The sequence below is a fragment of the Peribacillus sp. TH14 genome (assembly GCF_016651145.1).
In the GTDB taxonomy this organism is placed as follows: domain Bacteria; phylum Bacillota; class Bacilli; order Bacillales; family DSM-1321; genus Peribacillus; species Peribacillus butanolivorans.
In genome coordinates this window covers 5,112,055-5,137,412 of the sequence record NZ_JAEKEK010000001.1, presented here as the reverse complement: position 1 = coordinate 5,137,412, position 25,358 = coordinate 5,112,055, and the positions used below count along the sequence as shown (strand labels likewise).

Sequence of the window (25,358 nt, the reverse complement as noted above, 5' to 3'; positions counted from 1 at the left end):
GTTCTAAATAACGAAGGGTGCTGTCTGGATAAAGTGTAATCATTACAAAAATGAGATTCAATAGATGACTGATGCAAACTATATTGTAAACCCCATTATCTATAAATTCCTTAAATGACAAAGTAATTATTATTAGGGGAGTGGAAAATGTATATTTGTCAATGATAGGTTGTAAAAATAAATGATATCATAAATAATGTGGTCTAAGTTTTAGAGCAATAATAAAATTTCTATGAAAAGTTGCTTAATTGTTCATATTTCGCAATATGATTTACTCCATTATTTAAAGGATAAATGTTAAAATGAAAGAACGGATAATTAATATTCCTCCTTGAAGTGGAGCGAACTAGAATAATTAATCTCATCTTTTGAGAGGGAGTCATTACTTTGAAAAAAATTCTAAAACATTTAATTTTTTGGTTATCTATAATAGGAACATTATTCTCAATGATATATTTCTTTGTAGCGGATATTCCGTTATATATTAAATTGTTAGGCGCAGTCATTATCCTTTATCTTGGGTATGATCTAATAACAGAATCTAAAAAAGAAAGAGAAAAGAAGCATTAGATGCCTAAATTCTTTATTTTCAAAAAAGTCCTCTTTTGACTAGAGGGCTTTTTTTTGCCTTTTTTTATAAAAAGTTTTTCCTATTCTATGAACCTTTATGGACTTTGATAATTGACAATATTCTAAAAATTAAGTTAATATATAGTGAACTTAGTTCTATATAAGTGTAATTTAAGTCTTTATTGTTATTTTTTTATTTGGTGGTTAGCTGGTTTCAAAAAACTTAGAATGTTCCTTTAGACTTTCGTCAATAAAGGAAAAGAAGAAAGAGGCGAAGGAAATGCGCACAATCCGTGTATCTGAAATGATTGATGAACAAAAATTTAACCGCTTTCATTTACAGATTTTATTATGTTGTATCTTTATCATTATCTGTGATGGATATGATATGTTCATGCTTGGAACAATCCTACCATCTTTGATGACTGAGTGGAAAATCACTGCTGTAGAAGCAGGATTATTTAGCGACCTATGCTTTGTTTGGAATGATGATAGGCGCGTTAGTCTTTGGACCAATAGCTGATAAATTTGGAAGAAAGAAAGTCATCTTAATTTGTACGGTCATTTTTTCTATATTTACTTTTACTTCAGGGTTTGCGGATACGCCAACTTCTTTTGGAATACAACGTTTTGTTGCAGGTTTAGGATTGGGGGGAGTCATGCCTAATCTAATAGCAATTATTACTGAATATGCTCCGAAAAAAATTCGTAGCACACTGGTTGCTATTATGTTCAGTGGACATGCATTAGGTGGTGTTGTTGCATCATTAGGTGCGATGTATCTGATTCCGAACTTTGGATGGCGCGCAGTGGTATGGCTTGGTGCTCTTCCACTGATCTTTATGCCGATTCTCTATAAAATGTTACCAGAATCATTGAATTATTTTATATTAAAAAACCAAAAAAGCCAATTGGCGGCCGTACTGAATCAAGTGGATGTAAACGGGAAATACACTGCGAATGATTATTATGTTCTTCATGAGAAAAGTAAAAATGATTCTATTGGTTTCCCGGTGAAACAATTATTCAAAAATGGTCGGACAGTTAGTACAATCATGTTCTGGGTCGCCTTTTTCATGTGCCTGTTTGTGATGTACGGATTGAGTACATGGCTTCCAAAAATTATGGAAGGGGCAGGATATGAATTAGGATCCAGCTTAACATTCCTTGTGACACTTAACCTAGGCGCCGTATTTGGGGCAATTGTCGGAGGAAAGCTTGCTGATCGATTTGGATCTAAAGCGGTTCTGGTTTCCTTCTTAGTCATAGGGTTTGCAACACTTACGATGCTGAGCTTTAAACCAAGCATGATCATGCTCTATGTGTTAATTGCCATTGCGGGAGGAACTACAACTGGTACACAAATCGTAACGAACGCTTATGTATCACAGTTTTATCCTAACGAAATCCGTTCAACTGGAGTAGGCTGGGCATTAGGTGTAGGAAGAATAGGTGGAATTATCGCTCCTACTTTCTGCGGGGTCTTGCTTGATATGAAATTGTCATTGCAGGTTAATTTCTTAGCATTTGCCATTCCATGCATTATCGCGGCAGTTGCGATTTGGTTTATACAGGAAAAATCCAGCAATATGGCCGTTAGTAGTAAGGAAAAGAAATTGGTTTAGTAAAACATTCATTCCAAGGTTATCTGAAGACAACTAAATAATGATCCCGAGAGGACATGAGATTTTATATTGCGTACGCTTACGATCGAAAAATATTTAATCAATCGGCTGCTTTGAGTAAGTAAAGGGCTTTAAAGCCCTTTACTTCTAATGTCTCGGCGCCCAAATGATGACAGACACCCCAATTAAACAGATTGCAGCCCCAATCCAATCATATAAATCAGGTGTTTTCTTATCGATGCCCCATCCCCATAATACCGATAACACAATAAAAACACCGCCATATGCAGCATATACACGCCCGAAAGTTGGAAACGTTTGGAATGTTGCAATGATGCCATATAAAACTAAAACGATCCCTCCAATAAATCCTAAATAAATGGATTTTCCATCTCTTAACCAAAGCCAAATAAGATAACCCCCACCAATCTCAGCTAGACCGGCCAAAAGAAATATAATAGTGGTCACATATGTTAACCTCACTTTCTCCTTGAAATTTTATCATAAGTGAAAATGGAAAATAATCATTATTTAGTAATGTCTTAATGGTCGTTTCTATTATTTTGTGAATAAATAGTGATAATAACTGAAAGTTAGCTACAGAATCTCCATCTATTCTAGCATTATTAAAGAAAATGAAGTCATGCTACATCTAGACTAGGAAATTCATTATTGGGTTTCTTTGAGATATTCAATCGTATTTCCGACAAATCGAAGCTTTTCAATATAATTAAAGGTATCACTACAAGAGGTATGTTACCAAGTAAACTTTTTTGCTGAATACCTTTTATTATCAATATCCGCAGACCATATTTTCAACCGACCATTCACCCTAAAAGGGTTTTAATTTGTATCACACTAAAATAAATTAAATATACTGATTTGCTTTGAAGAAATCAGATTGTATTACACACATCGAAATTGGAACTAACTTCATGAAGTTAGTTCCAATTTAATTTACATACTAAACTTAAAAGGAGATTTAATGTTAAGTACTTAGGTATTGTTTCAAGTTATATTTTAAGCAGAACAGAAGAAGCAAATCCTTTACCTACGGATTTGCTTTTTCTTATTGCCTTTTTAGGAATCTTAGTTTTAGTCATTCATATAATACTAAAACCATCCAAATATAATAAAAACCAAAAGATATATAACCAAGAGTAAAAACTTCGCTAATCGTAACAATTTTTGTCCTTCCTAAGAATAATAAGATTACTGAAGCTTAATATAACCTGCAATATTTAAGGGGAGGATCGTGGGACCTGTATCTTTTACCTTTAAACTTGGGTTGCAATTCAGATTCAAGGGGTACTATACCTAAAATGGATATATAGTAGTCTAGTTGAGGAGCTGCATCTATGAAATCCCAATCTTTTGCATATATGTTGGCCATATTTCATGCCAGTATTGTCGGCCTATCATTCTTATTCACGAAAATGGCAATTGCTGAATCAAATCCACTTGATACATTGGCGTTCCGATTCAGCGTTTCCTTCGCCATCATATCATTATTAGTTGCTTTTAAAGTCATCAAAGTAAATTACACGTGGGAGTCAGCAAAAAAACTGGTTCCGCTGTCATTAGTATTTCCAACTCTTTTCTTTGCCTTTCAAGCCTTCGGACTTAAATACTCACAATCCACCGATGCTGGAATCTTATCAGCCGTTACCCCGATTATAACGGTGATGATAGCGGGATATTTCTTAAAGGAAAAAACGTCTTTATATCAGAAGCTTTCGATTGTCTTATCGGTAGTGGGTGTCATTTTTATTTTTGTATTGAAAGGGAGCTCAATCAATTTTTCCGACATGCTCGGAATGGTGTTAATCCTTCTATCCTGTATTGCTACCGCATGTTATACGACAATGACCCGTTCACTAGCCAAAGATTATACCCCAGGTGAAATGTCCTTTTTTATGATGGGAATAGGATTCGTCATTTTTAACATTACCGCTATCAGTTCCCACATCAACCAAGGAACAATGCAGGAATTCTTTTCACCATGGTTGAGCATGGAATTCATCAGTTCCATTTTGTATTTAGGAATATTGGCCTCATTGGTCACTTCGTTGCTATCCAACAGCATTTTATCAAAAATCAAGGCGTCACAAATGAGTGTCTTTGCAAACCTTTCTACCGTTGTCACGATAGTGGCAGGAGCACTTATTCTAAATGAAAAGATTACAACCTACGATATAATCGGGTCGGTCCTTATCATTTTAGGTGTAATCGGAACAAATTATTTTGGGGGAAAGAAAGATCATACTATAAAAATGAATCTTTATTATAAGTAAGAAAGAACACAGTTAAATAAATAAAATCAGTCTATCCCAAATTAGGATAGACTGATTTTATTTCCACCATATTGTTTGAGGGAACTCTTTTACTCCAATAAATACTGGTTCGCCTATTTGCGGTGTAGAAACCTGAACGGAATGTTCTTTGGCCGCATTAGTTACCCTTTCAATTGGGTCTGTCCAGTCATGAAATGACAATGTGAACCCTGCCCAATGAATCGGAATCATTAGTTTTCCTTGCACATCGATGTTTGCTTGAACTGTTTCTTCAGGCTTCATATGGATGGTGGACCAGCGCTCATCATATTGGCCACATTCCATTAATGTAAGATCAAATGGACCGAATTTTTCTCCAATTTCTTTAAAATGTGTACCATACCCACTGTCCCCGCTAAAAAATATCTTGTCTTGTTTTCCGTTAATTACCCAGGAGCACCACAGAGTTGTATTGCCATCGCGTAAACTTCTTCCGGAAAAATGTCTCGCAGGCGTGCAAACCAAATGCAGGCCGTTGTAATTAACTTCATCCCACCAATTATGCTCCTGAATCTTTTCTTTTTTAACGCCCCATCTTTCAAGATGGCCCCCAACCCCCAGTGGAACAATGAACTGACCGACCTTATCTTTTAACTTCTTTATAGAGTAATAATCTAAATGATCATAGTGGTCATGTGATAGGAGAACCGCATCGATTGGAGGAAGTCTTTCCAAATCTATAGGCAAGTCCCTGCTAAACCGCTTATTTCCAAACAGTGGAAAGGGAGTGGGGGCCTTACCAAACATTGGATCCACTAATAAGGTTTTTCCATCCATCTCCAACATGAAGGCAGAATGTCCAAACCAGGTGATTTTATTGAAATCACCTATCATATGTTCTTTAGTTTCAATCAGAATAGGATTGTCGGGCCGCCTATTGGGATTTCCTTTTATATAATCCCGTAGTATCGAACCTGTATGTTTGAGGCTCATCGCCTGACTTGCAGGAATCTGGTTGATGAACTTCCCATCAACAAAATTCTCCTTCGTGCTGAAACTTTTTATTTTTTCTTTAGTCGCTCGTCTCCCTAAAGGAGGATAAAGGTACAAAAAAAGTGTACCTGAAATAAAAAAGAAAGTTAAAAACTTTATAATTTTAAGCATATATACTTTCCTCCTAAATTTAATCAATATTTTCGTTTACTTATCATAACACAGAATTTGGAAGGTTATTTACTGTGATGTTCTAAAAAGCCTTACATCTTATTCCTTAACTGGCAGGTTATTGCATATTACTAAACTGAATATAATTAATAATCAGAAGGAGTGAAGGATATGTTTGATTTTAGCCCATATATAAAATGTTTGGGTTAGGTTTTAAAATAAAATAATTCCATTAAAATAAACTTCAATCAACTATCTTAATTCAAAAAACAGCAAGGAATTCAGAAGAATTCCTTGCTGTTTTTTACATCTTACTTTTTATTTCATCATTGATTGGCATGTCGTCCATACATTTTATTGGATCCAATTTCTTTTTGTCTTTAAATCTAAGGATGACAGCATCGTAGAAAAGTAAAAGCGCTTGCTCAACAAGAGAGCCCATTAGATGGATTGGTTTATAATCGCCTTCTTACTGACCTTTTGGTGAGCCAGGTAATTTTATTGCGATATCCGCTAATTTCCTATACTTGATCTGGAAGTATTGTAGCAGTTGCAATCGCCCCACAGATACTTTTTGCTGACTTTATTGATGAGCTAGAAACTGTATAACTTTGTCATTTGCTTCCTCAGCTGCTTCTGTTATGTAAATGTGGCCTGCACAGGATACGGTGTGAAACTGAGAACCCTGAATACGTTCAGCTAACATTTTACCGTTTTCATATGGAACCAAATTATCTGCATCACCGTGTATAATCAATGTTGGTATGTTTATTTTATCAAGTTCATTGGATGTATCATGAGTTAGACAAGCTTGTAGTTGAGACAGATATGCGCTTGGCGGAGTAATGATTTCTATTCGCTTTTGGATATCTTCCTGAATTAATTCAGGGTGCTTCTCAATAAAAGCTTGACTATAAACTATTGGTGCCGCTAACCAGGCATTATCCCTTGGAGAACCTGTAAGGGAGGCTCGAGATACCATTAAAGTAGATATTTCTGGAGCAGGTTGAATATGAGTAGTACCACCCGCAGTGGTACAACCTAGAACAAGAGAACGAACACGTTCCGGATAAGTGATTGCCAGCCTTTGGGCAATCATTCCACCCATTGAAATCCCATATACATGTGCTGAGTCAACCGAAACAGCATCAAGGACCGCTCTTGCATCCTCAGCCATCATTTCAATAGAATATGGCTGTTCAGGCTTACTGCTCTTACCAACACCACGATTATCAAAAACGATTACTTTAAAGCGCTTAGCTAAAGTGGGCAACGTTCTATGCCAGGATAAAGAGTTATAGCCGAGCCCCATAATCAACAATAAAGGATCACCTTGTCCGTGAACCTCATAGTAAAGGCTTTCATTGTCATGATTTACGAATGGCATGAAAATACCTCTTTTCTGTAATTAATATTTTAATCATTATATATGATTCTATTATGTGATCGTACCAAATATTTCAAAAATTGCTAATTGACTAAAATCCTATACTACATTACGCTTAATCTGGACACCATAGGGGTTAGTAGATTAGGAGAATAGAATGCCAGGTATGGAAAATGAGACATATATTGAATATAAAAATCTTGAAGAAGAGTGGAATAAACATATTAAACAGACGGCAAATTGCGAACGATTCGTATTGCTGGTAGAAGAGTTAGTAGGGTCACACCTAAACCAAGTCCAGGACCAAAGAGCCATTATTAAATATTGGTTGGACTTCATGAATTACATGAGTAAAGAAGAGATAGTTAATGTTGCTAAGCATTATATTATGAATGAAACTAAACTAGATCATTTAGATGACATAACATACAACATATCAAAAAAATGGAATGAAAAAGGTAACTTCACTTCCTTGAAAGAAGTATTGAATGAGATGAGTCTTGTACTTAAAGAAAGTCGTATGGAAATGATGAATAATGAAATCAATAATTTAAAGGATGAACTAAAAGAGGTAAAGTTGCTCTTTGTAAAGTGACAAACTTGTCAGTTCCAAAGGAAACAATTAAAGAATTTAGAGGGAAGGATGAACTCCTTCCCATTTATCCAGCTTTTTCAGTCAGTCCGTTTTCATTTAAAAAGTTACGCAATGTATGATTGAATTTTTCTGTTACTTCAAGCTTTGCAATATGCCCTGATTTCTTAAGAATAACTAATTTAGAATTAGGGATTAGCTCGTGCATAAGGATCTGTATCCAAACTGGGATTATTGAATCATATTGACAACCAATAACAAGTGTAGGAACCTTTATTTCTGGCAACAAAGAGCGATTATCGACCTCAAGGCATGCTTCCATAGATTTTACATAACCTTCTTTGTTTGGTTTGTAAAACTTGTAGAACTCATCCATATTCTCCTGTTTCCAAGAGTATAAACAAGTTTTGGCAGCCATTAATTTTTGCTCCTCGGAAGACAACAAGAGTGCTCGTGCCTTTCGAACAGGGAAAAACAATGTTCTTAATTGAACTGGAGCATGATAAAACGTACTGACTAGAATTAAAGATAGGCATCTCTCTGATGCTTGCCGATAAATTTCCTGTACTACAATACCCCCCATTGACATTCCACAAATGTGTGCGCTTTCTATTTTTAATTCATCAAGTAAGGACAAAATATCCTTCGCGAAATTTTTAATCGTTATTCCGTCCATTCTTGGATTATTGCCATGACCTCTTAAATCAGGAACAATCAGGTCATACTGATCTGCTAATTCAAACTGTTTTTCCCATCCTTCCTTTATTTCACCAAGTCCATGAATGAGAACTAAAGGTTCGCCATTGCCAGTACGCAAATAGGGCATTTCGTCTTCACTAACAGCTATCGTTTTCACATTCAAAACCTCCTTAACTTGTTTTAATAGAGTTTCCATAATTACGGATGGTTAATCACTTGTAATTGAGTGTTTAATAATTGTTTCTATAATCTTTTGCCTTCTTTCCGGTAAGAGTTTTATGTTGTGCAGTTGTACGGTCGTCTCTTGCTCAAAATGTGTGGCATCTAAAAGAACTAAACCCTTTTCATAGCATGAAGAGGAATGGAGTCCTGCACTTTTTCCAGCATATTATTTCTGAGATTTCTTGACTAAACGGGAATAGGAAGTAACGGAGGATGTATATCAGAAACGTGATTGTTACATTCGCAGCGAAAGTTAAGGTCATGTTTTAATCTTTTTATCAAGTCTTTGATAGTAGGGAGGCGCTCGACAATCCTCTCGAACAAAGAATATATCTTCCAGCATAGTTCAAATCTAAAATAACTATTTTGAAATGTAAGGCAAAATAATATCCAGTCTTAAAGCGTAGGACTCCTGAATACCCTAAAGCTTCTTTGTCTTATATTACGTGTTGGGAGTCACCACTGTTCTAAATGGATGTGAATTATAAATTCATTCAATTTACCTAAAGATATGCTGAAATAACCCTAAAATCATGAAGTGATGATTAGGGTTATTTTAATAAGTTTAATAAAGGCAAAAATGTCAACGAATTAACGTTAAAGTAGGACTTGTCTCTTAATGAACCGATGATTTTGTCCCCCGATGTTGTTCAAATAATTTGATTTCCCCTCAAAGCCGTGAAAAGAATGATATCCTTTGCACATATTCAGCTATTTAATTTCTAATCATGCAAAAAACTCACTCAATTCGAATGAGTTTTTGATTTTGTAAAATAACTTCCGTGCTCCTTCTGTAACTGTTTCAAAGGAACGGATTGGGTGGGAAAATAAAATCTAAGCATTAACAATCAATGTAGTGATCAATGTTCAATAAAATAAAGAAGAAATGCTTCCATTGAAAAAGGAATCATTTCTTCGTTTCTGAGACTGAATTATTGGTGTTGATCTAGAATTAATAATATTCTTTGATTCCAATGGGTAGATAAAAGGGAAGAAAGTACTCCTTCGACAAGTTATCCAGCTTTTTCAGTCAGTCCGTTTTCATTTAAAAAGTGACGCAATGTGTGATTGAATTTTTCCGTAACTTCAAGTTTTGCAATATGTCCTGATTTTTGGAAAATAACTAAATCAGAGTTAGGGATTTGTTCGTGCATAAGAATCTGTATCCAAACTGGGGTTATTGAATCATATTGACAGCCAATAACAAGTGTAGGAACTTTAATTTTCGGCAATAAAGAGCGATTATCGATTTCTAGGCATGCCTCCATAGATTTAACGTAAGCTTCTTTGTTTGGTTTATAAAACTTGAAGAATGCTTCCATGTTCTCCTGTTTCCAAGAGTATAAACAAGTTTTGGCAGCCATTAATTTTTGCTCCTCGGAAGACAATAAGAGTGCCCTTGCCTTTCGAACAGGGAAAAAGATTGTTCTAAACTGTGCTGGGGCATGATAAAACGTACTGACTAAAATTAAGGATAGGCATCTTTCTGGTGCTTGCCGATAAATTTCCTGTACTACAATACCCCCCATTGACATTCCACAAATATGAGCGCTTTCTATTTTTAATTCATCAAGTAAGGACAAAATATCCTTTGCAAAATTTTTAATCGTTATTCCGTCCATTCTTAGATTATCACCATGTCCTCTTAAATCAGGAACAATCAGGTCATACTGATCTGCTAATTCAAACTGTTTCCCCCAACCCTCCTTTATTTCACCAAGTCCATGAATGAGAATTAAAGATTCGCCATAACCAACACGTAAATAAGGCATTTCGTTTTTACTGACAGCTGTCTTTTTCACAATCAAAACCCCCTTAACTTGTTTTGATTTAATTGCCATAAATACGAAGAATGAAACATGGTAATTGCATCGATGTCCGCATGCTCTCTTTTAATGTAACGTCAAGCTGCTAGTAATAAAATTTTCGTACAATAGTGGATGAGCTCGCCATTCACTCCACTCGTACATATACCATCAGCATAGTTCAATTCTTAGGAGCACCCAACCATGGCTATTTTGAATTATAACGCAAGACAAAATCTTAATCGTGACAAACGTTCTCGGTTCTAAGTCGTATAAGTTCTGGATGCCATTTCTTTGTCTAACACGTGTTGGGAGTCACCACCGTTCTCAAATAGTTTGGTCCGTACTTGACTAATTCGAGATTTAGTGATGTATTCCTTTTTCTGTAAAATTAAATTCTTGCCCCTTAATGGATTTACTTTATTAATTTTTCAGTCAATTACACTATATATATATGTGCTCGCTTGACTTGTAATTACTTATAGGTGTAAAATACATATATAGATTAATTATCGAGGTGAAATTGGATGGCAAAAGACAACAAAGAACAATCATTAGCCCCTTCGAAAAATTTTATTATGCCATTTATTTTGTTACTTCTCAGCGGATTTTCCTTACATGGCTACGAGCTTATCCAAAAGCTGCAAAACTTTGGGTTCCAAACCCTTGATCAAGGGAACTTATATCGGCTATTGCGAAAACTGGAACAAGATAATTTAGTGAGTTCTGAATGGGATACCACAGGCAGTGGTCCCGCTAAAAGGAAATATTCGATCACAGACGCTGGTGTTGCTTATTTAAGAACCCATGCAACCCATTTGGAGAACTACCAATCCATGTTGGATCAATTTTTCCGTATGTATTCAAGTTTTTTAGAGCTCTATATGCCTTCATTTCAGATGAGGGATTCAATAGAGAAATCTAGCAAGAATAAGGGGAGGAACAAAAATGAGTCAAAAGAAGAATGAACAAATTGAAAAGGCCTATATTTCTGAATCAATCGTTAATACAGTTTGGAATCAGTATGAAGGTGCTATTGAGCGGTCCCGCAAAGTCCTTGAAAATCAAGAGGAAGTATACATTAGGACACTTGAGGAAACGTCAAAGTTCAATGCTGAACTTCGTAAATCACTCACATCCTTTTACGAAGGAAATAAAAAAGTAAATGCGGATGTTATGAACTCATTCCAAAGTAATAAAGCAGAGGAAGTTTTGTCAGAGGGACATCGTTCTTTCATTAATGAAGGACAGGAAGTCGTGAATCGATTCGAAAACATTATGTTAACTCCATTAAAATCATCCTTTGATATAATGGAGCGATTTGAAAAGAGGGCTGTTGAAAACAATAAAGCCTATGTAGAGAACTTACAAACACATAGAAAAGAACGTACAGCTAATTCAAACGAATACATTAATCTTGCTAGAACAGCACAGCTTAGATTATTACGTCGTGTGGAAGACGGTTTTAAAGTTATGGTAGGTTCAGGGGTAAATAAGTAGTAGATTGTAAGCTCGAGACCGTTAATTATTAAAAATGAAAAATCTCATTGAGAAATAACCATGAACAGGTACTTTCCATTAGTGCTTGTACGGGTTATTTTTTTGGCCATTTTCAAATTCATCCAACTAATTAGAAGTTTTGTAAAGAATTCGTTAACTATGTAGAGTATAGTGAAAATTCTGAAAAAAGAAAAAGGGATTTCCAACAATTTGGAGAATTAAATAAATAAATGTAATTGAGTACATTTTGAATCACCTATGTTTTTTGATTCGAAAATTCATCATTCTATTTATCTAAAACAAAAAGTTTATTTAAAAACGCTTTACCTGTTATTCTTACAAAACACTTTTTAGGGGCGAATGAAATGCAAAATATGTATACAATTGGTGACTTCATCATATCTCAGGACACCAAGATAGAAAGTGTTGACAATACAGACATCCAAAACATCTTAGCTTCCATATTTCAGTCAAGTTACGATGGGATATACGTTGCCGACAAAAATGGTAATGGAATGATGGTAAATCATGCATACTCAAGAGTTACTGGTGTGAAAAGCCAGGAACTTCTTGGTAAAAATATGAAAACAGTGGTGAAAGAGGGCCTAGTTTCTGAATCCGTTACAATGAAAGTTTTAGATGGAAAAGCGCCAAAAACGATTATTCAGACTGTAAGAGGAAAGGAACTATTAGTTACTGGAAATCCTGTATATGACAAGAATGGGGAAATTGCTTACGTTGTAACGAACGTAAGGGATATAACGGATTTAAACCATATGAAGACCGAACTGCAAAATTCCATAAATTTAACCCAAAAATATTTAAATGAAATCGAGGAACTTAAAAAAAAGGAAATGCTGCATATGAACCTTGACGGATCCGTAGCTCAAAGCCAAGAGATTATAAAGGTTTTTCTTCTTGCTAAAAAACTGGCAAAAGTTGATTCAACTTTACTCATCTTAGGTGAGTCTGGCGTCGGGAAAGAAGTCATCGTTAAATACCTACACCAAGAAAGTGAACGCGCAAACCAACCTTTAATTAAAGTGAATTGTGCAGCCATACCAAAGCACCTTCTTGAATCTGAACTTTTTGGATATGAAAAGGGCGCATTTACAGGTGCGGACAGTCGTGGAAAACCTGGTTTATTTGAACAAGCAAATGGGGGTACGATTTTTTTAGATGAGATTGGAGACATGCCAATTGATCTTCAAGTTAAATTATTAAGGGTTTTACAAGAATTTGAAATCACTCGTGTCGGCGGGAGAAGTAGCTTCAAAATAGATGTAAGGGTCGTTTCAGCGACACATAGGAATTTGGAGGAAATGGTCGAAAATGGCGAGTTTAGAAAGGATCTTTACTATCGATTAAATATTGTTCCCATTAAAATACCAGCATTACGAGAAAGGAAAGCAGATATCGTACCGCTAGCCTTCTATTTTTTAAATAAAATGAACAAAAAGAACCGATTAAATAAGCGTTTTCATCCGGAAATCATTCGTTTCTTCGAGGAATATCCATGGCCTGGTAATATTAGGGAGTTGGAAAACTTGATTGAGAGATTAGTTGTAACGGCCGATCTGGAACAAATAGGCTTGGAGGATTTGCCACCAAGTATGTTACAAGGATTAGAACTTAAACAAAATGTAAAGAGTACATTAAAAGAAATCATTGAAAATGTTGAACGAAAGATAATAAAAGAGAAAATTCAAGAATATAAAACAACACGTAGCACGGCTAAAGAATTAGGCATCAGTCAATCGGCACTTGTAAAGAAAATGAAGAGATTAGGTTTGTAAACACGGTAAATGATGAAGAAAGTAATCAAGGGAAATTTATATAATCCATTATGGTCAACGTATATTCGTTGGCTTTTTTTGTAATAAATAAAGTTTTACTACCCCGATTCATTGCTATATAAACATATTTCGGGTAAAAAAGGTGCCATGAATTAATTTTTTTCATCCAATTATAAAAGTTGGCACGGCAATTGCATTAACTAATTATTTGTGTAAGTCTAAAAAAATATATAAATGGCGGTTTGATTATTCTTTTGCTGAAACAAAAGAACAGTCATTCAAAAAGGGGAAGGGGAAAAAGAGTATGAATTTGCCTACATTTAATCTAGCAGGAAAGATTGCACTAGTAACAGGAGGTAGTAAAGGTATTGGATTTGGAATGGCTCAGGCTTTAGGCCATCATGATGCAACAGTTGTCATTTCCAGCCGAGGAACTGAGGAAGGAGAACGAGCGGTTTTACAGTTAAGGGAAGAAAATATTGATGCACACTACATTTCTTGCGATGTTACTAAGAAGTGTCAAGTGGAAGATTTGGTTAGCCAAATTGTCGATAGATTTGGTTCACTTGATATTTTAGTGAACAATGCGGGACTCAATATTCGTAAGCCATTAATTGACATAGAAGAAAGCGACTGGGATACAGTTTTAGAAGTTAATTTAAAAGGAATCTTTCTAGTTGGTCAAACTTGTGCCAAACAAATGATCAAACAAAGCTATGGAAAAATAATCAATATCTCATCTATTTTAGGAACGATTGGAATGCCATTCCAAACATCTTATGCTGCAAGTAAAGGTGGCATTAACCAAATGACAAAAGTATGGGCGGAAGAATTAGCTGCATATAATATTACCGTTAATGCAATTGGACCAGGATATATAAAAACTCCGATGACTGGTGACTGGCTCTCTGACCCTGAAAGGCTTCAAAAGATAATAGATTCCGCAATGATCAAACGAATTGGAGAAATTTCAGACTTGGTAGGGCCAGTGGTTTTCTTGGCTTCTGATACATCTGCGTATGTTACGGGCCAAATATTGAATGTCGATGGGGGCTGGACTGCAAGATAAATAGCTAGTTAAGGAGGTATGAAAATGAACATCGTGGAAGAAATGCATTTTAATCGTAAAATGAAGGTTTTCGGAAAACGGCCAAAAAATATCATGTCTATGTTGAAAGAAACGGTTGAACAATATCCCGAAAAAGAAGCACTGGTCATGAATGGAATTCGACTCACATATCAAGAGATGCTCGATAAAGTGGAAAATATTGCCGGTAATTTACAAAACTCTTTGCTTGTTGGGAAGGGAGACCGTGTGGCCCTTTTATTGGGGAATAGTATCGAGTTCTCTTTACTAGTGTTTGCTTGTGCGAAAATTGGCGCCATAGTTGTGCCATTAAATACGAGATTAAAAGAAAAAGAACTTTCTTATATGGTAGAACATTCCGGCACCAAAATTTTGATTACGGATGATGAATTTTTACCTAAAGTAGAAAACTTGAGGGATGAAGATTCAATCATAAATGTTCAAAATTATTTCTTGATTGGAAATGGAACACCAAGGCGAAAAGACTATCTTCCTTTTGAAGTCCTAGAACAAAAATCTTCAGTTGTAAACATAAATGTCTCGGAAGATGATGAGTTATTCATTATGTATACTTCAGGTACAACGGGACTTCCAAAAGGAGCCATTGGTAGTCATTTAGGAGCCATTCACAGCTCAATGAATTATGAACAGGTACTAAAATTAAATCAAGAAACACGGACATTGATCGCTGTTCCTCTCTTTCACGTCACCGGCTTGATTGGCCAGTTAATGCACATGGTTAGAATAGGTGGGACATCCGTTATCATGAGTAGATATAGGACGGAAGAATATATTCGTTTAACAGCTGAAGAAAATGTTTCCTTTTTATTTAACGTCCCAACCATCTATGTCATGATGATGTCTCACCAAGATTTTCTAAATTATAGGTATCCAAATGTAAATTGTATTGCCTTTGGTGGTGCACCTATGTCTTCCGAAACTATTAATAATTTAAAAAGGCATTTTCCGAATGCCTATCTGCATAATGCTTACGGCGCAACCGAGAGTACTTCACCAGCAACAATAATGCCACAATCCTATAATCAAAACAAGAGTGTTTCGGTTGGATTGCCGGTTCCTGTTGGAGTATTAAAAGTGGTTAATGATAAGGGTGAACCATGTTTACCTGAAGAAGTTGGAGAATTATTAATGAAGGGACCAATGGTGGTTGAGGGCTATTGGGACAATGAGGTAGCGAACCAAGCATCATTCATTGATGGGTTCTGGCGCTCAGGAGATTTAGCAAAAATAGACCAGGATGGTTTTGTATATATTATGGACCGTAAAAAAGACATGATAAACCGTGGTGGGGAAAAAATATTCTCGATTGAAGTAGAAAATGTTTTATATAATCATCCAAAAGTATTAGAAGCCGCTGTAGTAGGAATTCCAGATCCTCTCTGGGGCGAAGTCGTAAAAACCTTTATCATACCCAAGGCTGATGAAACCATTGAAAAGCAAGAAATAAAAGATTTTGTTTCCGAATATTTAGCCAATTATAAGGTCCCAACAGAAATTCAATTCGTAGAAGAATTTCCTCGTAATTCGGCAGGCAAAGTTTTAAAGGCCGAGTTGAAGAATCTTCTGCTTAATTAAAATTTCACACTATTTAGTAGTAAAGCATCTCTAATTATTTATTGCGGATTGATTTACCATAATCTATGTAGAGGAAGCGATCATATTGAATAAAATTGTGAAAAAAGCATGGAACTACCGTTATGTCGTTCTTGTCGTTCTTTGGCTGGTCTATATTATTAATTATTTTGATAGGATGGCAGTCTTAACCTTCCTTCCATTTATTCAGGAAGATTTAAACTTAACCCCAGTCGAAGTAGGACAACTTGCATCCGTGTTTTTCTTTGCTTATGCTGCTGCTCAAATAAGCGCTGGTTATCTTGCTGATAAAATTGGTCCTAAAAAGGTTATGTACATTGCAATATTGGTATTCACTGTCATTACAGCCTTAACAGGAGCTGTCAAAAACTTCACCCAGTTTTTATTATTACGTATTGGCTTAGGATTTGGAGAAGGACATCATTTTGCCCCAGCGATTCGGGCAATAAACAACTGGTTTCCTCAAAATGAAAAAGGAAGAGCCACTTCTTTTTTCGCAACTTCATGGGCAGTTGCTCCCGCAATTGTGCCAGTTATAGTCACTAGTATCTCTTTCTACTTTTTTGGGGGGGATTGGAGACCGGTATTCTATGTTCTTGCTATTCCGGGTGCGGTTGCAATTTTTTTACTGTGGTATTTTGTATCGAATACCCCAAAAGAAATGATTGCTAAAGGGAGAATAAGTAAGGAACAGGATATTGATGGACAAGACGATTCTCCAATTGAAAAGATGTCGAAGGAAGAGAAAAGAAAAACCTACGGGCTTTTCTTAAAAGACTTTCATTTTTATGTCTATACTTTGCTTCTTTTTTGTCAATTGGCCGTTTATTGGGGAACTACTACCTGGTTAACTAGTTTTTTGGTTACGCAGCATGGGATGAATATTAAGGAAATGGGCTTCTTTGGTTCTGCCCCTTATATCATTGCTTTCTTCGCTATGTTATTAGGGGGATGGCTGATGGATAAAGTTCTTGGTCGTATGAAACCTGTTGCTTTAATTGGAGGGATAGGTAGTATTCCTGTATTGTGGATGCTTGGTGCGATAGACAGTGGGAAACCTACCCTGTTGCTCACTCTGCTCTTGCTTGTCGGTTTCTTTGTTAACTTAAACTTCGGCTCAATTTATGCTTTTTTGCCTAAACGCTATCCAAAGGAAATAGTCGGAAGTGCTACTGGGTTATCTAATGGTATTGGTCAACTGGGTGCGTTTGTGTCTCCTCTTGTCGCGGGTTATTTAGTGACTGTAGGGGCGGATGGTTCACAAGACTTTGGTAACGTTTTTATATTTTTTGCCTCAGTAGCGGCCCTGTCTGTTGTTTGTGCAATCATACTTAAAGAAAAGCCGGTATCGGATTCAGTTATTCCAACGGTAAACCAAGAGAAGGTTATTTAAGGTTGCTTAGTAATTTTTATTATCTTTGATTATTTGTGGGTAAGGGAAGTATATATGAATTTTTGACGAAGTCCTATAAATAATGACTTCGATCGTAAAGCGTGGAGGGAAAATATAATGGCAAAAATACACCAAATCGAAAAAAACACTTCAAGTTCAAGTTTAGACCTTTTATGGAATCAAGCGTTTGAACAATTAGATGCTTGGGTTGAAAGGACAGAATTTCGTGAGGAAGTACTACTTCAATCTGCTCTCCAATTTGCAGAAAATGTTAAAAGGAATCATAAAAATAGTAAAGAACTCAGTGAACAATTTTCTAAAGAGCTGCATCATTGGGAAAAAATCTCTAGAGAGGAACTTCTCAACGCAACGACTGTCCTGCAATATTTTTTCCCAGTAAAGTCCTATGAGGAAATTAACAAACAATTAGATGATGTTCAAAACAATACAACAAAGTTAACATCAGGGGCTAATCTGCTAAATGGCGAACATGTTGACAACTTTATGTCCGTATTGAAAGAGCATGTTGAATTTAGACAAAATAACCGCAATCTGTATGTGGACAATATGAAACAAACTGCTTCCATTATCCAGAATAAACAACGTGATTTCTTGAAAATAATGAATAACCAAATGAAAAATGTGTTTTTTCCTTTTCATACATATATGGAGGGATTAAACGAATCAATTAAATCAAATCAAAATACAGGGGGTTCTTCAGAAAATGGTAGATCAAAAAACATTTGATCCTTATGATATGTTTAAAAAATTTAGTGACCAATGGGAAAAACAAGCAAATGATTTCATCAAAGGATCGTCAAATAATCCGGAATTTGTAAGCTATTCAAGATTAACTTCGGATACCCAAGCACGTTATCTGGAGTTTTTTAAAAAGAACCAGGAGTTTTTCGCCAATCAATGGAACGTACCTACTAAAGCAGATTTGTCTAACGTAGCGAAATTAGCTATCCAAACGGAAGAAAAATTGGACTCGCTGGAAGAACAGTTATGGAAATTACAAGATTCTGTTGATTCCTCCAATAAGGAAATGGAAAGCATTACTGAAGTTTCCCGTGACATTATTAAGCTAGTAAAACAGCTAAAAAAAGAGCAAACGATATCCAAAAAAGAGTTAGAAGAGGTAAAACAGTTGAAATCAAATCTCCAAGAAGTGAAAAGTGAATTGGCAGAAATCCATAGCTTAAAAGAGGAGATTCTGATTCTTAAAGAGCTAATGGGCAAAAACATTGATACAAAAGCAAAACAAGAACAAAACCTAGCTGTTACATCTAAATGATAATAAGGAGGAATAAATTTGGCTACTGAAACTCTAAATAATAATACAATTCCCTCTTTCGATTTTGAAAAAGAGATGACGCGTTGGAACGAATTTTCAAATGCCATCAGTGGACCTGAACTAAGTGAAGGTCACACTCCAAGACATGCTATTTGGAAAAAAAATAAGGCGACTTTATGGCATTATCCTACCGTTGAAAAAAAATATGATGTTCCTGTCTTTATTGTTTACTCGCTAATCAACCGCCCTACTATCCTAGATTTTGCACCTGGTACCAGTGTAATAGGAGGCCTTGTAAACAGTGGCTATGATGTGTATTTATTAGACTGGGGGATTGCGGGATACGAAGATAAAGACATTACTTTGGGTGATTATGTTGTTGACTATATTAAAAAAGGTGTAGGGCGAGCATTAAGGCATTCGGGTGCAGATGAAGTGTCTGTAGTCGGGTATTGCCTGGGAGGGACACTTGCAGCCATGTATGCCGCAATTGCGGATGAGCCAATTAAGAACCTGGTATGTGCGGCAGTACCAATTGATTATAGTGTGCCTGCCATGCCTGAGAAATGGGCGGAGGGACTAAAAGAAGGTGCTTTTAATATAGACCGCTTCATTGATGTTTACGGATTAATTCCTCCTGTCTATATTGAAGCAATGTTTAGGTCCATAACTTCTCCAATCTACTACAGTCCTTATGTTACACTTTTGACCCGTGCTAATGATAAGCGTTTTGTGGAAAAGTGGCGGCGTATGAACCAATGGACAAAAGGCCATGTACCTTTAACTGGAGAAGCTTTCCGACAAATAAGTAATGACCTCATGAAAGAAAATAAACTCGTTAAGGGCGAGTTCACTATTCGTGGTAATAAAGTCGATTTGGGTAAAATTAAGTCAAACCTATTAGTTGTTATCTCAAAAAATGATAACCTTATACCTCAAGGACAAAGCCTTCCATTGATGGATTTGGTTTCAAGTGAAGATAAAACCCATCAACTTGTGGAAGCCGGCCATGCTTCCTTGGCATTAACCGGGAAACTTGCAGGCATATTAAATAGTTGGTTATGTGACCGTTCAAATCATTGAGTATATCCAATAAAAATTAGTGATAGAAACCTAGTTCCAATTATTCACTTGTCTCCCAATATACATGGAGACAAGTTGATTTTTGGTATTTGTGAATAAAATTTCAAGCTAAAAAACCTAAAGAAGCATCATTCTAAAAAAGGTGGGATTGGATGACTGATTTACATTCTATTTTTGAACTTATTGATGAATCAAGATCTGTTCGATTTCTACAATCACTTATTCAAGTGAACAGCGTGAATCCACAAGGAAATGAAAAAAGGGTTGCTGAGGTTATTCAATCTTATTTAAAATCATCAAACCTTCAAGTCGAATTGGATGATCTCGGTAACGATCGTGCAAATCTATTTGTAACATACCCGAATGTGAAACCAGATGATAGATATTTAGTGTATAGTGGGCATTTTGATACGGTCCCTACGGGTAAAGTAGAATGGGAACACGACCCGTTTTCCGGAAAATTAATAGATAATAAAGTATTTGGTCGAGGGGCAACCGATATGAAAAGCGGTGTAGCTGCAATGGTCCTCGCTTTAGAATGTATCGAACGGGCTGGTGTTCAATTAAATGGGAAGTTGCAGTTTGTCGGCACTGCAGGAGAAGAGGTTGATGGATACGGTGCAAAAAAAGTCGTAGAAAAGGGACAAATAGATAAAGCTACTGCGTTAGTTGTATCGGAACCTAGTGAAAACGAACTGTATACATCTCATAAAGGATGTCTGTGGCTGGAAATTATCACCTACGGAAAAACGGCCCATGGATCAATGCCTGACCAAGGGATAAATGCCATTACAGCGATGAACGAATTAATGAATCGTCTCCATACCTATGGATTTGAATATTCTCCACATCCACTATTAGGCTACCCAACGATTAATATTGGAACAATTGAAGGTGGAGTAAAAACAAATGTTGTGCCTGATCAGTGTAATTTGACTCTAGATATACGAACTGTCCCTGGACAGGATAATGACAGCATTTTACATGATATTGAGAATATGATCAAAGAGATTTCAGAGAAGTTACAGTCAACATATCAAATAAAGGTTATTAACCGAATGGATTCCGTGTCCACAAATGAATTTGATGACTTTGTAAAACTTGCTGTTCAAACAGGGAAGAATCACCTTAATTTAGACCTAAGGCCCTCAGGTGTTAATTATTATACTGACGCTTCAGTGTATTGGCCGCATTTACGAATTCCAACTATTATAATTGGTCCCGGAAACCCACGACTTGCTCACCAGCCGGATGAATATGTAGAAATTGATAAGTTCATAGAATCTATCCGTTATTTTATTGCACTTGCCATTGATTATTTAGATGGGGAATAGTATGGATTATAGAAACACAATATTAGTCTAGTCAATGGTTTTTCTTTTCGGATTATTATAGAAGAACAGTAAAGGTGAAGTCCAACAGATTTCACCTTTTCTGTTTTACCATGTTGTTGGCAATATTATTTTTCTTTTTTTCTAGATTGCTTTTCGTCATATCGCAGAAGGAATCGAACATGAAGATCAAGGGAATTTCTTCAACAGAATTCATGGGAAATTGGTCAAGATATCACTTGAATCCATTTATTCGGAAACAGATCTCTGAATACTATGAAACCACCCATAGAAGAAAAACTCCACAACCATCTGGAACAGAAATGATCGTGAAGTTTTTCTGTCTTGGTCTTGGGCTGTTTTTATATTTTATGGAAATGTAAATAATATGAAATGTCTTGGTGTCTAGCACCAGACACCATCGGCTCGAGGGCATATGCTAATCGTTGGGGTAGAAGACTAATCCAGCTTACTGACATCCGCCAGTCGCTGTTAAGTGGGAATTTGTACTTTTAAACATTTATCTAAATTTTTAACCCAAGGTGTGGGTAGACACTTCCAATTGTTACTTATAACAATTCACGGTTTTTTGCTCGATTTGCTTGATGCATTAAATTTTTGATTCCAATGTGTAAATGTTCAAACCGGCTGTCCTGACTATCCCCATTTTTCCAACGATAATAAAGCTGCTGAAGGACAACGGCTATCTTATAGAAGGCAAAGGTTAGATAATAGTCAATATCACTGAGACTGTTGCCACTTTTTAATGCATAAAGGTTGGCAAATTCCCTACGTGTTAGGAATCCTGGCTTGCTAGTAACGGAGGTGAGTCCTGTTTCGGTTTCACCTGGCTCGGTCCAATAAGCCAAGCTGATGGCGAGATCCGTTAATGGATCACCGATTGTGCTCATTTCCCAGTCAAAAACAGCCACGGCTTCAGGGCTATTGTAGGAGAACATCATATTATTCAATTTGAAGTCATTATGCACAATACTGGAAAGTGACGAGGAGGGAAGCTTGCCGAGCAGCCACTGCTCGGTTTCACCTACCCCGTCTAATTCATCTGTTTTCGACCGTTCGTAGCGTTTAATCCAGCCTTTGACTTGACGTTCGAGATATCCATTCGGTTTGCCGATCATATTGAGCCCGGCTGCTTGATAATCAATGCTGTGTAAACGTGTAAGTGTATCGACAACCGTTTCCGAGACTGCCTTAGCATATGCTTGATTTCCATCCAACTCAGGGGGAAGGGAATCATCAAGGACAAGCCCTACCTTCTTTTCCATTATATAAAATTGCTTATCCGTAATGGCTGGGTCATCACAATATAAAAACGGTTTTGGTGCCAAAGGAAAAACGGGATTAAGCTTGCCCAAAATCGTAAACTCTCGCTTCATGTCATGTGCATTTGGCGGGAGGTCTCCGAATGGTTGACGACGGAAAACACCCTCCCACTTTCCGATATTGATTTGGTACGTAATATTCGAGTAACCTGCAGAGAAAGCTTTAGCCTGCAGTGAATCATTCGGTAAAAAAGGAATATGTGAGCGGATGTAGTTTTCGATTACGTTCCAATCAATTTGACTGGCTTGTGTTTTGGACTGGTTTTTGGACATTGGATTCCCCCCCCATGAACTCCTTGAGTTCCAGCTTGGCTACTACGCTGCGATGGACTTCATCCGGACCGTCATAGATTCTGGCAGTCCGTGCTTCACGGTAAAAGCCTTCAAGTGGCGTATCCCCTGTAATTCCGAGAGCGCCATGCACTTGAATGGCTCGGTCGATGACATCATGCAGCACTTTTGCTCCAAAATATTTGATTCTTGAGATTTCCTTACGAGCTTGATCACCATTGTCCAATTTCCAGGCAGCATGGAGCGTCATTAGACGAGCAGCTTCAATATCAGCAGATGAATCAGCAATGAAGTTTTGGATCGATTGGAACTCGGTTAGTGTTTTTCCACGTGTCACACGTCGAGAAGCGTAGTCAAGCATTAAATCGAAGCTTCGTTTCGAAACGCCAATCCAGCGCATTGCATGGGTGATTCTTCCTGGTCCAAGCCTTAGTTGGGCAAGCCTAAACCCTTCACCACGCTGTCCAAGAAGGTTTTCTTTAGGAATGCGGCAGTTCGTATACCGCACTTCACAATGGCCACCAGTATAATGATCGCCGATAATAGGTACTTCACGAACGATTTCAAAACCAGGATTATCAGAATCGACGAGAAACAAGCTGAATCTTTGATGACGTGGAGCTTCCGGATCTGTCATCGCCATTACAATGGAAAACGATGCACCTATAGCGCCTGTTGTAAACCATTTATGGGCATTAATGACCCATTCATCGCCCTCCAGTTCAGCTCGGGCCTGAAGTGTCGTAGGGTCCGATCCGGAAACTTCTGGTTCTGTCATCGCAAAGCAGGAGCGGATATCACAGTTGGCAAGAGGCACCAAGTACTTCTCTTTCTGCTTCGGGGTGGCTGCCTTCCATAGAATTTCCCCATTTCCAGCATCAGGTGCCATAGAGCCGAAAATGTATGGACCAATTGGACTTCTACCAATTACTTCAGACAGTAAACCGAGGGAAACGAAGCCCATCCCCATTCCATTAACTTCTTTTGGTAAATGACCGGCCCATAATCCAAGCTCTTTCACTCGTTCCTGTAATGGTTTTAAAATATCATCCGGCAGGCCGCGATGTGGAACCATATATTTTTCATTTGGGTAAACGAACTCGTTCATAAATGCAGTTGCTTTTTCAATCATGATTTGTTGTTCTTCAGAAGGGTTAAAATTAAACAAGAAAATCACTCCTTTAATTTTTTCATTGGTAATACATGCAAGAATAATGCCAGGTCAAGGGCCGTTTAGGTGCGTTCTAATTCTAAAACACATGATTACAATTCGAATCGAGGTGCAAAGTTTTTTTGAAAATAATAATAGGATTGAGATGTATTAGAAAATGAGAAAACTTTGAAACTATATAACTATCTTTAATCAAGCTATGATGAATTTATGTTGCTAATGTGATCGGATATGGAATCATGGGAGGGAGGCATATAAAAAATAACAGGGTGATATAGAGAAGAATTGATTTGTAAGGAACTACGGGACATTAAACGGAAAGGTTTCATTTTAGATTCAATCACTTAAAAGCTAAAAGAGCAGCCAACTGATTACGATCATCCAGCTAGTAAGGGAAAGAAGTTCTGGAGACTGGTAACAAGAAGGTAACACTAAAGTATGGAATAATATCAATAATCTATTATTAATTTAAGGAATACACCCTAGTAGCTTTTTGGCAAAATGCAAGGGCGGCATCATTCAAGGTAGCGGGGGCGTTGCTCGATCTTGGGAGTCGGATGTAGGTAAATTAGTGAATGCATTTATATTCCATGGATCCAACCAACTCTAGTTTAAATTAGATTTTGAAAGTGATTACATTATTCATCAATGATTCCAAATAGAATCGGTCCATTTTATCGAGGAGGCCTAGGACAGTGCTTTAAAAAGATCTTAGAAAGACACCCTGTAAAAAAATAAATAGTAAGCGTATTTGTAAGTAGCTGTCGTCCAAGCTGTTTCTGTTATTATGAATCGAGAAGCAAGTACAGGAAAGGCTGTTTCATTAACCCCAGAATCAGGAAAAAAGGGGCTAACATTGTCGTTTTTCCTGATCCCAGCTACCCGAGGGGATTCAGCCTTGGAGTAACAGTAGGGAATTGCTCTCCTGAAGGAAAAAAACTGGCTTTGTTATTGGGAAAATTCAGTTCCTGTTCCAAGTAAAACAACTGAAAGGTTGGGAGAAGCAGTATGGAAGGCTAGTGGCTATATCGTAATCGGCGTGATTGAAAGAGACAAACAATTCAGTATGAATACTATCTTGCTATGTTCTTCACCATAAAAATATGAATTTTCTG

The 25,358-nt window shown here is 36.8% G+C and carries 23 protein-coding genes and 1 pseudogene; 17 read left to right on the top strand and 7 right to left on the bottom strand.

Annotated features, from left to right (window positions below; all coding sequences use genetic code 11):
• Nucleotides 1–387: 387 nt before the first annotated feature.
• The 3 genes from JFU50_RS24725 to JFU50_RS24720 all read left to right on the top strand — a co-directional run bounded on the left by JFU50_RS24725 (nt 388) and on the right by JFU50_RS24720 (nt 2,195).
• Nucleotides 388–570 (top strand): hypothetical protein, encoded by a 183-nt coding sequence (locus tag JFU50_RS24725; RefSeq protein ID WP_201180598.1) that lies wholly within the window; start codon nt 388–390, stop codon nt 568–570.
• Nucleotides 571–850: 280 nt separating this feature from the next.
• Nucleotides 851–1,093, top strand: coding sequence for a hypothetical protein (locus JFU50_RS31070; protein WP_242489098.1), 243 nt, complete (start codon nt 851–853; stop codon nt 1,091–1,093).
• Entirely contained in the window at nt 1,056–2,195 is a 1,140-nt protein-coding gene (locus tag JFU50_RS24720) for an MFS transporter (protein ID WP_242489097.1), read from the top strand. Before JFU50_RS31070 ends, JFU50_RS24720 begins: the two co-directional genes overlap by 38 nt.
• Nucleotides 2,196–2,342: 147 nt before the next feature.
• Here the strand turns inward: JFU50_RS24720 and JFU50_RS24715 are convergent, their stop codons facing one another.
• Complete coding sequence (locus tag JFU50_RS24715) at nt 2,343–2,663, bottom strand: YnfA family protein (RefSeq protein ID WP_201180595.1); 321 nt, start codon at nt 2,661–2,663, stop codon at nt 2,343–2,345.
• A gap of 890 nt (nt 2,664–3,553) precedes the next feature.
• On the opposite strand from JFU50_RS24715, the gene JFU50_RS24710 reads away from it, so the two are divergent.
• The gene (locus JFU50_RS24710) at nt 3,554–4,489 is read left to right on the top strand and encodes a DMT family transporter (protein WP_201180593.1); all 936 of its coding nucleotides are present in this window, start codon (nt 3,554–3,556) and stop codon (nt 4,487–4,489) included.
• Nucleotides 4,490–4,546: 57 nt separating this feature from the next.
• Here JFU50_RS24710 and JFU50_RS24705 read toward each other — a convergent pair whose 3' ends face one another.
• Together JFU50_RS24705 and JFU50_RS24700 are read right to left on the bottom strand one after the other, a co-directional pair.
• Nucleotides 4,547–5,632 (bottom strand): MBL fold metallo-hydrolase, encoded by a 1,086-nt coding sequence (locus JFU50_RS24705; RefSeq protein ID WP_201224587.1) that lies wholly within the window; start codon nt 5,630–5,632, stop codon nt 4,547–4,549.
• Nucleotides 5,633–6,215: 583 nt separating this feature from the next.
• Nucleotides 6,216–7,019: an alpha/beta fold hydrolase gene (locus JFU50_RS24700; RefSeq protein WP_242485262.1), complete on the bottom strand. Its 804-nt coding sequence runs from the start codon at nt 7,017–7,019 to the stop codon at nt 6,216–6,218.
• A 157-nt stretch (nt 7,020–7,176) separates the two neighbouring features.
• Between JFU50_RS24700 and JFU50_RS24695 the strand changes: the two genes are divergently transcribed.
• The gene (locus JFU50_RS24695; protein WP_201180589.1) at nt 7,177–7,614 is read left to right on the top strand and encodes a hypothetical protein; all 438 of its coding nucleotides are present in this window, start codon (nt 7,177–7,179) and stop codon (nt 7,612–7,614) included.
• Nucleotides 7,615–7,678: 64 nt separating this feature from the next.
• On the opposite strand, the gene JFU50_RS24690 is transcribed toward JFU50_RS24695, so the two are convergent.
• Together JFU50_RS24690 and JFU50_RS24685 are read right to left on the bottom strand one after the other, a co-directional pair.
• Nucleotides 7,679–8,467: an alpha/beta fold hydrolase gene (locus JFU50_RS24690; protein ID WP_313888824.1), complete on the bottom strand. Its 789-nt coding sequence runs from the start codon at nt 8,465–8,467 to the stop codon at nt 7,679–7,681.
• Between the two features lie 1,078 nt (nt 8,468–9,545).
• Nucleotides 9,546–10,334, bottom strand: coding sequence for an alpha/beta fold hydrolase (locus tag JFU50_RS24685; protein ID WP_223305279.1), 789 nt, complete (start codon nt 10,332–10,334; stop codon nt 9,546–9,548).
• A 530-nt stretch (nt 10,335–10,864) separates the two neighbouring features.
• On the opposite strand from JFU50_RS24685, the gene phaQ reads away from it, so the two are divergent.
• The 11 genes from phaQ to JFU50_RS24630 all read left to right on the top strand — a co-directional run bounded on the left by phaQ (nt 10,865) and on the right by JFU50_RS24630 (nt 21,821).
• Entirely contained in the window at nt 10,865–11,305 is a 441-nt protein-coding gene (gene phaQ, locus JFU50_RS24680) for a poly-beta-hydroxybutyrate-responsive repressor (protein WP_053346010.1), read from the top strand.
• Nucleotides 11,286–11,837, top strand: a complete 552-nt coding sequence (locus tag JFU50_RS24675) for a hypothetical protein (RefSeq protein ID WP_057213883.1) — start codon at nt 11,286–11,288, stop codon at nt 11,835–11,837. The genes phaQ and JFU50_RS24675 overlap by 20 nt, the downstream gene beginning before the upstream one ends.
• Nucleotides 11,838–12,202: 365 nt before the next feature.
• On the top strand, nt 12,203–13,633 hold the full coding sequence (locus tag JFU50_RS24670; RefSeq protein WP_116822079.1) for a sigma-54 interaction domain-containing protein: 1,431 nt from the start codon (nt 12,203–12,205) through the stop codon (nt 13,631–13,633).
• A gap of 304 nt (nt 13,634–13,937) precedes the next feature.
• The gene (locus JFU50_RS24665; RefSeq protein WP_201224583.1) at nt 13,938–14,702 is read left to right on the top strand and encodes an SDR family NAD(P)-dependent oxidoreductase; all 765 of its coding nucleotides are present in this window, start codon (nt 13,938–13,940) and stop codon (nt 14,700–14,702) included.
• 24 nt (nt 14,703–14,726) lie between these two features.
• A complete protein-coding gene (locus JFU50_RS24660; protein WP_201224582.1) occupies nt 14,727–16,316 on the top strand; it encodes a class I adenylate-forming enzyme family protein in 1,590 nt (529 codons plus the stop codon).
• A gap of 85 nt (nt 16,317–16,401) precedes the next feature.
• Nucleotides 16,402–17,727, top strand: a complete 1,326-nt coding sequence (locus JFU50_RS24655) for an MFS transporter (protein ID WP_201224581.1) — start codon at nt 16,402–16,404, stop codon at nt 17,725–17,727.
• Nucleotides 17,728–17,844: 117 nt separating this feature from the next.
• Nucleotides 17,845–18,474 carry a hypothetical protein gene (locus JFU50_RS24650; RefSeq protein ID WP_201180578.1) on the top strand — a complete coding sequence of 210 codons (630 nt, stop codon included), beginning with the start codon at nt 17,845–17,847 and terminating at the stop codon, nt 18,472–18,474.
• Nucleotides 18,452–19,024: a polyhydroxyalkanoate biosynthesis repressor PhaR gene (locus JFU50_RS24645; protein WP_053346018.1), complete on the top strand. Its 573-nt coding sequence runs from the start codon at nt 18,452–18,454 to the stop codon at nt 19,022–19,024. Before JFU50_RS24650 ends, JFU50_RS24645 begins: the two co-directional genes overlap by 23 nt.
• Nucleotides 19,025–19,042: 18 nt before the next feature.
• On the top strand, nt 19,043–20,107 hold the full coding sequence (locus JFU50_RS24640) for an alpha/beta fold hydrolase (RefSeq protein ID WP_235569436.1): 1,065 nt from the start codon (nt 19,043–19,045) through the stop codon (nt 20,105–20,107).
• Nucleotides 20,108–20,259: 152 nt separating this feature from the next.
• A complete protein-coding gene (locus JFU50_RS24635) occupies nt 20,260–21,441 on the top strand; it encodes a M20 family metallopeptidase (RefSeq protein WP_201224580.1) in 1,182 nt (393 codons plus the stop codon).
• Between the two features lie 179 nt (nt 21,442–21,620).
• Nucleotides 21,621–21,821: a hypothetical protein gene (locus JFU50_RS24630; RefSeq protein WP_201180574.1), complete on the top strand. Its 201-nt coding sequence runs from the start codon at nt 21,621–21,623 to the stop codon at nt 21,819–21,821.
• A 186-nt stretch (nt 21,822–22,007) separates the two neighbouring features.
• On the opposite strand, the gene JFU50_RS24625 is transcribed toward JFU50_RS24630, so the two are convergent.
• Complete coding sequence (locus tag JFU50_RS24625) at nt 22,008–23,054, bottom strand: phosphotransferase family protein (RefSeq protein ID WP_201180572.1); 1,047 nt, start codon at nt 23,052–23,054, stop codon at nt 22,008–22,010.
• Nucleotides 23,014–24,240: an acyl-CoA dehydrogenase family protein gene (locus tag JFU50_RS24620; RefSeq protein WP_201224579.1), complete on the bottom strand. Its 1,227-nt coding sequence runs from the start codon at nt 24,238–24,240 to the stop codon at nt 23,014–23,016. The genes JFU50_RS24625 and JFU50_RS24620 overlap by 41 nt, the downstream gene beginning before the upstream one ends.
• A 790-nt stretch (nt 24,241–25,030) precedes the next feature.
• On the opposite strand from JFU50_RS24620, the pseudogene JFU50_RS32055 reads away from it, so the two are divergent.
• A pseudogene (locus JFU50_RS32055) lies at nt 25,031–25,333 on the top strand (nitrilase); the annotation flags it as partial.
• Nucleotides 25,334–25,358 lie beyond the last annotated feature (25 nt).